Here is a 13,800-nt window from a genome sequence, read left to right on the forward strand (position 1 = left end):
TTAGTCCTGCTTAAGCTGAGATTTTACTTGTTGCTATCTCTTTATGATAGCGCTTTAGTTACCTTCTCATAGAGGTCTTTTGATAGCTCATCTATTGCTAAAATATCCTCTAAAGACTTACGCATTAGCGCCTGTCTTTGCTGATCAAACTTTTTAAATTGAATCAAGGGTGTAATGATCCGCGCGGCTACCTGTGGATTGACTTTATTGAGCTTGATAATTGCTTTGGTTAAAAAGTCATATCCTTTGGCATCTTTACGATGAAACTCAAACGTATTGGCTGCAGCGAACACACCAATCAATGAGCGCACACGGTTTGGGTTAGACATCGAAAAACCTTCATGCTGTAAAAGTTCTTCGAGCTTATCAATACAAGCAATATCGGCAAATGTTGCATGTAAGCTAAACCACTTATCCATAGCTAATGGGGTATCTGTCCAACGAGATTCAAATGCTGTCATTAATGCTGTTCGCTCACTTGAACTGTCGCCATTAAGCGCTGTCAGTGCACCTAAGGTATCAGTCATGTTATCGGCAGCGTTAAACTGCTCAAGTGCGAAATGACGGTAACTATCATCAACCTTGAGCAATAAGCTTAAGCAGACATTTTTTAGTGCACGAGCATCGGCACTATCTATGTTCTGTAACTGCCTTACTTTAGCTAACAGCTCATCTTCACAACCTTGAGCAATTTCATTGACTGCAAATTGGCGTGCGATGGCAAGACTATCGAGGTCAACACTCTCTGTTTGCTCTATCAGTGAGCTGGCACTCGTCAAGTTAAGAATTTCAGCCATTAGCGCTTCATTTAACGACTCAGATAACAGTACACCTTTGAAGCCATCAACAAGTCGGCTATCTATATGCATCGCTTTGCCATTTTGCAAATTATCTACACACTGCCAGATTGATTGGCTAAATAGGGATACCGATGCCTCCCACTTGGCCACTTCGCTATTAGCGAAACGCATTAAATGCAGTAACTGTTCAATTGAGTAATCAAATTCCAATTTTACTGGCGCAGAGAAGTCTTGCAATAAAGAAGCTACGGGTCTGGTGTTAATATTCTCAAACATAAACTTTTGAGTTTGCTGTTTAAAATCCAATACCTGATTGACGAGACTATTGCCCTCGCTATCTATTAGCTCAATATCAAATGGAATATGCAGTGGTAATTTGTCCGCTTGACCAGGAGTATCAGGTGTTTCTTGAGACAATGTTAAGCAATAGCAATTAGTTGAATCATCGAAAGATTCGCTAGCGGTGACTTGAGGAGTACCGGCTTGGCTATACCAGCGACGGAACTGCGCTAAATCAACTTGGCTGGCATCTTCCATTGCCGCAACGAAATCATCGCAAGTCACAGCTTGGCCATCATGCCTTTTAAAGTACAACGCCATCCCTGCTTGGAACTTATCTTCCCCTAACAAGGTATGCATCATGCGAATCACTTCTGCCCCTTTGTTATAAACAGTCACGGTATAGAAGTTATTCATTTCTATTACTGACTCGGGGCGGATAGGATGAGCCATTGGTCCGGAATCTTCAGCAAATTGCTGGTTTTTCATCACCTTAATTGCATGTATACGGTTAACAGCTCGAGAGCCTACATCTGAGCTAAACTCCTGATCTCGGAAAACGGTTAACCCCTCTTTCAAGCTTAATTGGAACCAATCTCGGCAAGTTACTCGATTACCAGTCCAATTATGAAAATACTCATGACCTACAACCGACTCGATACCGTGATAGTCATCATCGGTAGCAGAAGCTTTATCTGCTAATACATACTTGGTATTAAATACATTTAGCCCTTTATTTTCCATTGCACCCATATTGAAAAAATCAACGGCTACAATCATATAAATATCGAGGTCGTATTCAAGATTAAAACGAGTTTCATCCCATTGCATTGATTTCTTTAATGATGCAATTGCATGGTGAGCTTTATGTAGATTGCCTTTATCGACAAACACCTGCAGCTTAACGGCTCTATCGCTACGGGTTATATACTCATCTTCTAATAGGTCAAAGTCACCAGCGACTAATGCAAAAAGATATGCAGGCTTTGGAAACGGATCATGCCATTTTACGAAATGTAAACCGCCTTCTAAATCACCATTATCAACAAGGTTGCCGTTACTTAACAAAAATGGGAATGCGGTTTTGTTTGCTTCTATACGCACGGTATAGATCGCAAGTACGTCTGGTCTATCAAGGAAATAGGTAATACGCCTAAACCCTTCAGCTTCACACTGGGTGCAGTACGCCCCATCAGACATGTACAAGCCTTCTAGGCTAGTGTTTGACTCTGGATCGACAACTGAGACTATTTCTAACTGGAAAATTTGCTCATCAGTATCAATAATCAACTGGCCACTTTGTTCTTTATATGGGCTCTCAACACCATTTATTTTAACTGACTTCAACTTAATATCTTCGCCATCAAGACGCAGAGGTTCGCCATGTTCCCCTTCTCTGACCACCGAGCTTGTGGCTTTAATTATCGTGTTTTCACCCGCTAGAGAAAAATCGAGATCAATATGAGTAATTTGAAATAATGGCGCTTGGTAGTCTTTTAAGTATTTAGCTTGAGGTTGTGTCATTTTTAGGCCTGCTAATTCCATTTTTAAGTTAAAAAAAACGCGCTATAAGCGCGTTTTTTATGTCAGTATCAACGACTATTTTTGATTCTTAGCCAGTTTCTCAATATCAACTAAATCGAGAGTTATGTAAGCTGTTTCATCTAAGAATGCATCGGTTTTATCTGTGTTTTCATCTTCGATATCATCTAATGACTTTACCACCTCAAGACCTTCACGCACTCGTCTCTCATTTTCACGATCGAGTTGCTTCTTGTCATTATCATCACGTTCAGCAAGACGTTCACTTTCGACTAACGATACCGTTTTGTTGTCATGATTAGCCTTAAACTCTTCGATATCTTGGAAGATATAGCCAAATTCAACGTCTGTTTTAATCCGCTGCTGATGCTTACTATCAAGGTTTTGAATTAGCTGCGGATAAATTTCAGTTAACGTACCGTACTGAGCTACAGGCACTTTATCCCAAGGCAGAGCATTCTCCTCTTCGGCTTCGCCGTACTCTCCTGGTTCAAGAGCACTCGGGAACGGGATATCCGGTGTCACACCTTTTAATTGGGTGCTACCACCATTGATACGGTAGAATTTTGCGATAGTGTATTGTACATGGCCAATAGGTTTCTCGTACATATCATAGATACGACCTAAGCTCTTATGCTGCTGCACAGTCCCTTTACCAAATGTCGACTCACCTACAATCAAAGCTCGATCATAATCCTGTAGTGCTGCGGCAAAAATCTCTGATGCAGAAGCACTATAGCGGTCAACCATAACCGTTAACGGACCATCATAAGTGACTCGGCCATCGTTATCTCTATTTTGTGAGACTCGACCATTCGCATCACGTATTTGCACCACAGGGCCTTGTTCAATAAACAAACCTGTAAGCAGTGTCGCTTCAGTTAGTGCTCCACCACCATTACCACGTAAATCTATGATTATCCCTTCAACTTTTGCTTCTTTAAGCTCTGCAAGCTCTTTAGAGACATCCTTTGAAAGGTTCATATAGAAACCAGGAATTTGAATGACGCCTACTTTACGATTAGCGTAGGGTCCTTCAGTTGGCTCAACAACCTTAGAGGTTGCAGCACGGTCTTCTAGACGTATTTTGTCTCGAACGATAGTCAGTTCAAAAGACTTAGCGCTAGAACCACCTTTATTAGGCAAGATCTCTAAAACTACTTTACTGCCTTTAGGCCCTTTAATTAACTCGACAACATCATCTAAACGCCAACCAATAACATCAACGATTTTCTCGCCTTCTTGGCCAACGCCGACGATTTTGTCTTCTGGAGATAGCTTCTCACTGGTGGCAGCAGGGCCACCCGCAACGAGGCTTTTAATCACAGTGTAATCGTCATCGACTTGAAGTACTGCACCTATGCCCTCAAGGCTTAGATTCATCTCCATCTGGAATCGTTCTGCATTTCGTGGCGATAAATAACTGGTATGAGGCTCAACAGTTCTCGCAAATGCGTTCATAACACCTTGGAACACGTCTTCACTATGAGTTTGACTTAGGCGTTTGATAGAATTGTTGTAACGCTTCGATAAAATAGTGACAATCTCATCCCACTTTTTACCCGTTAAAGTTAGATTTAATGCATCGTACTTTACTCGTTGGCGCCAAAGTTCGTTTAACTCAGCTTCCGTTTTAGGCCAAGCTGCGTCTTTCCGATCGAATTCATAGGCGTCGCCGGCGACATCAAACTTCATCTCTTCGTCAAGCAAAGAGAGTGCATAGGCGAATCGTTCATAGCGACGTTTTTGGATGACTTCAAACATCGAATATGCTTGTTGCAGATCGCCACTTTTCAACATGTCGTCAAATTGAGTTGAATATGCCATGAAGCCGTCAACATCAGACTGCAATAACACATTCTTACGATAATCTAACTGCTTAAGATAACGTTCGAACACTTGCTTTGAAAACGCATCGTCCATTTCAAAACGATGGTAATGGGAACGGGTGAACAAACCCGTGACGCGTTTACTCGCCACTTTATGCTGGGGTTCCTGCTTTAAAGCAGGTAACTCGCTGAATTGAATAGTAGGGCTAACAGCCCACGCCGAGAATCCTACAAAAATACTGGCGATAGATACAGCCAGAGACATTTTCCGCATCAACAAGTTACTCCTTTACATGCTTTTAAACCATTACAGCATTATGTATTCAGCTTTAACTTTAATTGTTAAGCCAGAATCTAGTTGAACTTGAACATCTTCTTTTTTGATATCCAAAATTACACCAGCAACTGGTGCCTTACCAAGTTTGACATTTACACGTTGATTTTTCTTCAACTCAGTCAATACCGCAGGCGTTAAAGCAACTTCTGCTACTTTTTCTTTGACAGGTTTTGCGCTTGGTGCCGCTTTCGGTCTTCTTGCAACCGGGTTTTTAACGGCTTTCTTAGCTTTAGCTGAAGGTGCTGACGTTTTACCCGCCTTAGCTATTCTTTTGGCTTTCGCTTTTTCCTGACTTTCTTTAAGTGTAGCTTGAGCATGATCAACGTGCTCTTGTTCTAGCTCACCACAAGAATTACCATCTAAATCGATACGGTGCGCACCAGCTTTAACGCACTTAAGGTAACGCCAGCTGCTTGTGTATCTTCTTAAAGCGATTCTTAGTTGAGTCTTACTGACTTTAGAATCATCAGCTAACCTTTCCGCTAAATCTTGAAACAATCCGATTTTTAATGGCTTCGTTTCACCTTCAGCAATAAAGCATAAAGGAAATGTTTCATATAAGTACGCAAGAATAGCGTTGGTATCGGTCAACTTTTCTGTTGATTCCATCTTTACTTCCACAGTTTAAAAAAGGGACACCACCAAAAGAGTTTCTATCTCTCATCGATTTAAGTGTCGTTTATATTTGTCTGATTATGACCTAAAGAACAAATTAATAATGATTAACCTATGTTTTTTAGCGGCAAAATCAAACCTACCTTAGCAACAACCTATCATAAACGCTATTGATTCGCTTTACCGAATAATCACGATTTGAGATTTCATTGCTCAAACCGCTTATTATAGGGATGCATGAGATGATTGCGACCATCAATTAGCAAAAATTGGTCGTAGATTAACCAAATAGGCAATTTTCGAGACTTTTAACCAAAGTTTCTACGCCTTGTTGATCGATTTCATCAAATCTTGATAACGATGGGCTATCAATATCCAGAACTCCGATAACATCACCATTGTGTCTTAGAGGAACCACAAGTTCAGAAACACTGGCTGAATCACATGCTATATGACCCACAAATTGATGAACATCCGCTATACGTTGTGTTTGGTTTTTTTCAACAGCTGTACCGCAAACACCTTTTCCAATCGGTATCCGAGTACAAGCAACTTTTCCTTGAAAAGGACCGAGTACAAGTTGTTCGTTCTTTAGTAGGTAAAAGCCAACCCAATTAAGATCAGGTAAATTATCATTCAATAGTGCTGAAAAATTGGCTAAGGCGGCGATTTGATCATCTTCACCGCTAAATAAAGCAATAACTTGACGGTTCAACGTGTCATAAAATGACGCGGTCATATACATCCCCTAACGAAATCATCGATAAATCTAAATAAATTTGCAGCATCTTATCAAGATGGAGCAAATTTAGAAGACTGATGTTCTGTTTTTTTTAGTCTAAATTAGTCTTTTTCGATACTTTCTTTGTTGGAGCTTTACTCGCAGTACTACCACCTTTTAGCAAGGATTGTAGTTCATCTTTATTCTGCGCTAAGAAAAAACCAATCTTTTCAATGTCATTATCTTCTAGCCCTAATTCAGGATTCGTCAAAAAAGGAATCAAGTTGTCAGCGATATCAAGCATCTTATCGTAGGCATCAGCCTCCTTTTTCGATGTGAAAGTCATCTTTTCAACCCCTTCTCTAACTACGACAAATTTGGTTACAACGGCCATAATCAATCTCGCACTGTTTTTATATACAGTAAAGAGTCTCACATATTGAAGTTCTTATGCAAGTTTTCTTCAAAGTCTGATACGCTTATAGCGATAAGGACTCTGTAATAATCAAATGCATACGATTAATAGAGTTCACGTTCAAGGCAGTTTCTTTGTTTTATTCCATTAAGATTTTTTTGAGGCTTTATTTCCTATGCCACCGGATACGCTAGACAATAGTGTTACTTTATGTCCGTCATGTGATTTGGTCATAAGAAAGCGCGCCCTACCAACAGGCGTAAGGGCTATATGTCCGCGGTGCCATACTCAGTTATACGACACACCTTATTGCTCAGTAAATGGCATGTTGGCGTTATGCATCACTGCAATTATCTTTTTTTTCCCCGCTAACCTTTTTCCGGTGCTTGAACTTGAGTTTTTGGGCAGCATGCGCACAACAACTGTGTTTGAAGGCGCTGCTGCTGTCTATCAACAGGGATATTGGGTTGTCGCTATAGCGGTTATGACTGCAGCGGTTATCGCACCTGGAATCTTATTAACTTCTATATTGGTACAGATCCTAATCATTAAATACGGATTACAATCGCCTTTATTAAGGTCAGTCTTAAAACAGGCATTAAAGTTACAAGGCTTACTGACGCAGTTAACGATGCTCGAAATCTATGTCATCAGCTTTTTAGTTGCTGCGTTTAACCTTGCTGATTTTGCTACCGTTTCTTTCGGTTTTGGTACTTTCTGTTTTACAATGCTGTTTGTAATGCATTTATTCCTTTTAAGAGAGTACGATTTAGAGCATATGTGGAGTTTCCTTGAACGATAATAAAGCCGCTTCCACATTAGGAAAGGAGGTAGGCCTAACTTGCTGCCCAACTTGCAACAAAGTCACTTGTGCCAATTCCGCTTGTTGCAGCCGCTGCGATGCTAAATTAAAAGTAAGGGATTATGATAGCCTGCAAAAGAGTTGGGCTTTACTGATAACAGCTGCAATTTTGCTTATCCCGGCTAATCTTTACCCGATTACCACATTGACAAATCAAGGCCAAGTGACTCAAGACACTATTTTTTCTGGGATTGCACATCTGGTAAAAACAGACATGATCCCTATTGCCATTATCCTATTTACCGCGAGCATCTTGGTGCCGGTGCTTAAAATTGTAGGACTCACCATATATTTGACTGCAATTAGCTTTAAGTTACCCATATCTAAGAAAAAACTAATGATGGGCTTTCATATTATCGAGTGGATTGGTAGATGGTCGATGTTAGATCTATTTGTCATTTCACTCACCGTTGCTGTAGTCAATATGGGACAACTTTTAGATGCAAAACCAGCACCTGCAGCCACTGCATTCGCCTTAGTTATCTTGCTAACACAACTGGCAGCAAAAGTGATTGATACACGCTTACTCTGGGACAGATTGGAAACTAAAAATGACTCAAGTACAAACACCTAAAGTAGTAAAGAAAAAACTCTTCTCTCCTATTTGGTTACTACCGATTATTGCATTGGCGCTAGGAGCTTGGTTAGGAGTTAAGAGCATCCGCGAGTCTGGCGTAGAGGTCAGAATACATTTTCCAAATGCCACGGGTATGGATATAGGTAAGACCTTAGTAAAATATCAAGGTCTTACCGTAGGTAAAGTCGTTGATATCAGTATCGATGACGATCTTCAGGGCGTTAATGTTGATGTTTTAATGGATTATCGCTCCTCACCATTTCTAAACAAAGCCACCAAGTTTTGGCTTGTTAAACCTAAGGCTTCGATTACTGGCGTTGAAGGTTTAGACACATTATTTTCAGGTAATTACATCGGGATTTTACCCGGTGAGGGAGAGTCAGCCTCTTTTTTTGAAGCGGAGATCAGCGCACCGGTTATAACGCCGGGTAACGAAGGACTCATTGTTAACATTACTTCCGAGAAATTGGGCTCGTTGGATGTAGGTTCACCTATTTTCTATCGGCAGATCCCAGTTGGACAAGTTGTTGGTTACCGTTTAGATAGTAGCAACAAGATTATAGTGACCGCGTTTATTCAGCAGCAATATGCGAACTTAGTCAAAGTCGACTCGCAGTTTTGGAATGTGTCAGGCATTAGTATCGACGCTTCCCTTGCCGGTATAGAAGTTCGTAGTGAAAGTCTTGCAGCTATTCTCGCTGGAGGTATTAGCTTTAGTTCAAATGATGGCTCTATTGCAGCTGAAAACCGACATGAATTTGCTTTGTATGATAGCGAGAAACAAGCCTTCGGTGGTATCGAGTTTAACCTAATAGCTAACGGCACAGAATCAGTTGCAAACAATACAGCCATTGTATTTCGAGGGATTAATATAGGTCGGGTTACCAATAAAAACTTAACTAATAACGGTATATCTTTAGCAGCCAAAATTGACAGTAAATATGCCGAGTTATTAGCAGGTAGTTCATCATTTTGGTTAGAGGGTGCTGATATCTCTTTAAGCGGTATCAATCATCCAGAGCGGTTACTCACAGGTAGTGTTATTAACTTTATGCCAGGCTCAGGCGCCCCACTACAGCAATACCCTTTATTAGCAACTAAACCAGAGCCACTTAATAGTAACAAGCTTACATTAACTTTAAACTCAGATACCAATCCAGGCGTTTCTGCCGGCGCGGATTTACGTTTCAAGCAAATAAAAATAGGCACTGTTCAGTCTAGCGAGTTAAATAAAGCACTGACTGGAGTTGAGTATAGTATCGAAGTTGATTCAGATTTTAGCTCTTTACTCACCAAGGGTAGTTATTTTATCGCCGAGTCCGTGCTTTCAGTAGAAGCCAACTTAGACGGTGTTGCGGTTAAGGCTCGCGATCTTAGTACTTTTACCAATGGTGCGTTAAGTTTGGTTAAAGGATCTAGCAACCAGCAGTTAGCTAACGGTGCGGTACTAAAAGTATTTGCCAGCAGTAACGAAGCAGATAACTACTTTAAGAACTCGCAACTAATAACTCGACAACTTTTCAGTAATGATGCCGCTGATGTGGTTGATGGCTCACCGATTTACTATAAAAAAATGCAGATTGGCCAGGTTAACAAAGTAGATTGGCAGCGAAAGAGTAACGACTTTCTAATTGATATCAGTATCCAAAAAACATTTGCATCGCTGTTAACCGACAAAACGGTTTTTTGGCGTAATAGCGCGTTAGCAATCAACGCTAGTTTAAGTGGTATTGAGGTTGAAATGTCGCCGCTACAAGGGGCACTAAAAGGTGGGATCACTTTAGGACTGCTTGAGCAACCAGCACAAGGGCGAGAGAATCAGTTATATGACTCAAAATTTCTTGCGTTAAGCCAATCAACGGCGATAACTATGACCTTCCCTGCCAGCGTAAAATTAGCTAAGAAAGCCCCTATCCGCTATTTAGGTCATAAAGTAGGTGAAGTCGAGTCAGTTTTACTGAGTAAAGATCTGACTGAGTTGAATGTTTCCGCTTATCTCTATGGGGATTACGCCGCAAACTTCAACCAGCAAGATGCGAGCTTTTCAATTGTTGATGCGCAGGTTTCGCTGGCTGGAATTGAAGCCCCAGAGACTCTACTCACAGGTCCTTATATATCGGTTGTTCCCGGAGTGAGCACACAAACAGCAGATAGCTTTATTGGCTTGGTTAATAAGCCATTTTACAATATAGATAACGCACTCACTTTAATTATCACTAATAACAATTTGGGCTCTATTAATAAAGGCACGGCTATCTTCTTTCGTGGCATAAAGGTCGGTCAGGTTGACAGTTATCAATTGATTAAAGACGGTACCGGAGTCGAGATGACGGCTCACATAGAAAGCCAATATAAGCACTTAGTTAATAACACGAGTGTACTTTGGGATCTTTCGGGTGTAAAAGTCGATGTGGGTCTATTTTCTGGCGCTCAGATAGAAACTGGTTCCCTTGAAACCATTCTTGCCGGTGGAATTGGCCTTGCCACGAAAGATGTCACGACAGCTGATAATATGATTGAGCCGCAGCATCGCTTTTCACTTAGCTCCGCTGTCGATCCACTCTGGTTAGAGTGGGCACCAAAACAATCAGCAACCGACTAAACTTGCAACCTGCTAATACACAAAAGGCGATAACTTACTTAAGTTATCGCCTTTTTCTTATCAAGAAACGTGTTCTACCAATCAGTATAATAAGTTGACCTACTCAGAGTGTTTTCTGGCGTGCGAATTTAAGACCAATGGGCTAATAGTGGTATTTGCTATGTTCTGCTTAACTCTCGTTGGGCAATAAACCTTTATGCTGATTGGTATTAACCATAAAACTGATAACAAACCAATATCGCAGCCACAATACCCGCAAGATCTGCGAATAAACCGCAAGCCAGAGCATGGCGTCCATTGCGTATTCCAACAGCACCAAAATATACCGCCAGCACGTAAAACGTCGTTTCGGTACTGCCTTGCAAAATTGCGGCAAGTCGGCCAGCAAAGGAGTCAACACCGTAGTACTGCATAGTCTCAAGCATCATCGCTCTTGCGCCAGAGCCGCTAAATGGCTTCATGATTGCCGTTGGCATAGCGTCAACGAAACGCGTATCGCCGCCAGCAAACGCCACTATCCCCGCAATTGTATTTAATAAATATTCAAGCGCACCTGAAGCTCGCAGTAACCCTATCGCTAGCAACATAGCAAGCAGATAAGGGATAAGCTTAATCGATTGCGCAAATCCCTCTTTCGCTCCCTCAATAAACTCATCATACACAGCCACCTTACGCAAACCTGCAACCAGTACAAAACTAAAAATAAGTAGCAGCAAAATGCCATTACCCATAGCAGTACTCACCTCTCCAATTGCCGTAACAGTGAGGGTTGATAAGTAAAATATCAACGCGGTTAACGTTGCCAAAATCCCTGCTGCGTAGGCGATAACCACCGTATTTAAAATTGATAAACGCTGTACAATAGCAACAGCGAGTACACCTGCTAAGGTCGATGCGGATGTGGCTAATAAGATAGGTAAGAATATATCAGCAGGCGCTGCAGCCCCTTGCTGCGCACGGTAAAGAAATACCGTAACCGGCACTAAGGTTATAGAGGAGGTATTGAGTACCAAAAACAAAATCTGTGCATTGGTCGCTGTGTGCTTAACTGGGTTTAAAGACTGAAGATCTTGCATCGCCTTTAAGCCTAGTGGAGTAGCAGCATTGTCTAAACCTAACATATTCGCGGTTAGGTTCATGGTAACGCTGCCATAGGCTGGATGCCCTCGTGGTACCTCGGGCATCAAACGTGATAATAACGGTTCAAAAGCACGGGAAAAAAACGCAACTACCCCAGCCTTCTCGCCAACTCGCATAAGCCCCATCCACAAACACAGCACCCCTATTAAGCCTAACGCTATCTCTGCGGCTAATTTAGCACTGGAAAAAATCGCTTCGACACTTTGGCTTAGTACGCCAACGTTACCGCTTAGCAGCTGTATAAAAATGGCAGACAATGCAACAGCAAAAAAACTAAACCATATCTTATTTAACACTCACTGCTCCTCTCCTGATCGGGCGCGACGCGACACTCTTCAATACAAGTGCTCTCACTATATCTATTTTTCAGTATATAATCAGACTACTTTATCGCATTACCTTCGGCATATGGCTCATTTTAATCAAAATTTTATCAATAGCATCGAACATGATCTGCCCGCACACCTCTCAATGGACGATTTTATCTGCTACAGCAGTAAGCCTCTGCGACCCTCTATACGGGTAAACACACTTAAAATATCAACCAATGATTTTATTAATTTAATGGTGCCTAAAGGTTGGCATTTTGATCCTATTCCTTGGTGTGAAAATGGCTACTGGATTAAATTGGAACAGGAGATCCAGCTCGGTAATACCATAGAGCATCTGCAAGGACTTTTTTACATTCAAGAAGCCAGTTCAATGCTACCACCAACGGCGCTTCTTTCACCTAAGCGAAATGATGCTCAACAGTATGTATTAGATATGGCGTCAGCACCGGGGTCTAAAACAACACAAATTGCTGCTTTAATGGGTAACAAAGGCTTACTTGTCGCAAATGAGTACTCTGCCAGCCGAGTGAAAGTACTGCATGCAAATATCGCCCGCATGGGGGTTGCAAACTGCGCGCTAACGCATTTTGATGCTCGTGTATTTGGCGAGTATATGTTTGAAATATTTGACTCGATATTGCTCGACGCTCCTTGTAGCGGCGAAGGCACGATAAGAAAAGATCCTGACGCTTTAAAGAATTGGGACAATAATGATTTAAAAGGAATTGTTGATACTCAAAAAGCGCTCATTGACTCCGCTTTTCAAGCATTAAAGCCTGGCGGTGAACTGGTTTATTCAACGTGCGCATTAAGTCGACAAGAGAACCAAAACGTTTGTGATTATTTAAAACAGCGCTATCCAGGCGCTGTTGAGTTTATTAACCTATGTTCACTATTTACTGGCGCAGATAAGGCTTGTACCGAAGAGGGCTTTTTGCATGTCTGGCCACAAATATACGACAGTGAAGGCTTCTTTGTTGCAAAGATAAAAAAAGTTAAAGCTATCGCGCGAGCATTGCCAGAACCTAGAAAGCAAAAGAATTTCCCATTTGAAAAAGCTTCTGCGAAAAAAGTGTCTGAAATAGCCGAATACCTAAAAACATCGTTCGATATCATTTTACCAAATGAAAATGACATCTACGTTCGAGATGCAGAAGTGTGGCTTTTCCCTCAACCCTTCCATAAACTCATCGGTAAAATGCGTTTTCAACGTATTGGAATGAAATTAGCCGATGTGCTAAAAAAAGGTTTTAAAGTAAAACATGAAGCTGTTTTAGCCTTAACGTCCCCAAACACTATTGAGCTCAGCGATGATGAGGCACAAGTATTTTTAATGGGCAGAGATATTAGCTTAAGCGAAAAGGTAAAGCCTCAAGGCGAAACCATTGTCAGCTATGCAGGAGTTTCTTTAGGGGTGGTTAAACATCTTGGCAATAAGCTAAAAAACAATCTTCCCAGAGACTTAGTTAAAGATAAAATTACGCGCTACAGTCAGCAGTAATTTTTAGTTACATATAGACAAGAAGTAATTAAAAAAAATTATGCCTAAATGGCAATGCTCTACTACACTCTATTACACTAGTTTGTTCAGAGATTGAGTAAGTAACAGATTTTAACCTTAAACGGTTAACACCAGTAGCGCACGGCTCCTTGAGAGCCATTCCCCTAGACCCAGAACAATTGGAATAGTTTTGGGTCTTTTTTTGCCTGTCTTTTGCTTCTTTTGTGCATAGTAATACCAATTGCATT

10 protein-coding genes are annotated in these 13,800 nt (G+C 41.2%); 4 read left to right on the forward strand and 6 right to left on the reverse strand.

The window, feature by feature from the left end:
- Positions 1-41: 41 nt before the first annotated feature.
- From pepN to AB4238_RS11905, 5 genes are all read right to left on the reverse strand, one after another.
- Positions 42-2,603 carry an aminopeptidase N gene (gene pepN, locus AB4238_RS11885; RefSeq protein ID WP_372033637.1) on the reverse strand — a complete coding sequence of 854 codons (2,562 nt, stop codon included), beginning with the start codon at positions 2,601-2,603 and terminating at the stop codon, positions 42-44.
- Positions 2,604-2,678: 75 nt separating this feature from the next.
- Positions 2,679-4,724 carry a carboxy terminal-processing peptidase gene (gene prc, locus AB4238_RS11890; RefSeq protein WP_372033638.1) on the reverse strand — a complete coding sequence of 682 codons (2,046 nt, stop codon included), beginning with the start codon at positions 4,722-4,724 and terminating at the stop codon, positions 2,679-2,681.
- A 33-nt stretch (positions 4,725-4,757) separates the two neighbouring features.
- Positions 4,758-5,396, reverse strand: coding sequence for an RNA chaperone ProQ (gene proQ / locus AB4238_RS11895; protein ID WP_372033639.1), 639 nt, complete (start codon positions 5,394-5,396; stop codon positions 4,758-4,760).
- A gap of 286 nt (positions 5,397-5,682) precedes the next feature.
- Positions 5,683-6,141 (reverse strand): GAF domain-containing protein, encoded by a 459-nt coding sequence (locus AB4238_RS11900; RefSeq protein WP_371995386.1) that lies wholly within the window; start codon positions 6,139-6,141, stop codon positions 5,683-5,685.
- 94 nt (positions 6,142-6,235) lie between these two features.
- Entirely contained in the window at positions 6,236-6,517 is a 282-nt protein-coding gene (locus AB4238_RS11905; RefSeq protein ID WP_371995387.1) for a YebG family protein, read from the reverse strand.
- Between the two features lie 196 nt (positions 6,518-6,713).
- On the opposite strand from AB4238_RS11905, the gene AB4238_RS11910 reads away from it, so the two are divergent.
- Genes AB4238_RS11910 through AB4238_RS11920 form a run of 3 tightly spaced genes read left to right on the forward strand, consistent with a single transcriptional unit; the run spans position 6,714 to position 10,579 of the window.
- Complete coding sequence (locus AB4238_RS11910; RefSeq protein ID WP_371995388.1) at positions 6,714-7,340, forward strand: paraquat-inducible protein A; 627 nt, start codon at positions 6,714-6,716, stop codon at positions 7,338-7,340.
- Complete coding sequence (locus tag AB4238_RS11915; protein WP_372033640.1) at positions 7,330-7,974, forward strand: paraquat-inducible protein A; 645 nt, start codon at positions 7,330-7,332, stop codon at positions 7,972-7,974. Before AB4238_RS11910 ends, AB4238_RS11915 begins: the two co-directional genes overlap by 11 nt.
- Positions 7,952-10,579: an MlaD family protein gene (locus AB4238_RS11920; RefSeq protein WP_372033641.1), complete on the forward strand. Its 2,628-nt coding sequence runs from the start codon at positions 7,952-7,954 to the stop codon at positions 10,577-10,579. The genes AB4238_RS11915 and AB4238_RS11920 overlap by 23 nt, the downstream gene beginning before the upstream one ends.
- Positions 10,580-10,788: 209 nt before the next feature.
- On the opposite strand, the gene AB4238_RS11925 is transcribed toward AB4238_RS11920, so the two are convergent.
- Positions 10,789-12,015 (reverse strand): nucleoside recognition domain-containing protein, encoded by a 1,227-nt coding sequence (locus tag AB4238_RS11925; protein WP_372033642.1) that lies wholly within the window; start codon positions 12,013-12,015, stop codon positions 10,789-10,791.
- A 112-nt stretch (positions 12,016-12,127) separates the two neighbouring features.
- Between AB4238_RS11925 and rsmF the strand changes: the two genes are divergently transcribed.
- Complete coding sequence (rsmF, locus tag AB4238_RS11930) at positions 12,128-13,552, forward strand: 16S rRNA (cytosine(1407)-C(5))-methyltransferase RsmF (protein WP_372033643.1); 1,425 nt, start codon at positions 12,128-12,130, stop codon at positions 13,550-13,552.
- Positions 13,553-13,800: the final 248 nt, after the last annotated feature.

The sequence above is a fragment of the Shewanella sp. 10N.286.45.A1 genome (assembly GCF_041470405.1).
Taxonomy (GTDB): Bacteria; Pseudomonadota; Gammaproteobacteria; order Enterobacterales; family Shewanellaceae; genus Shewanella.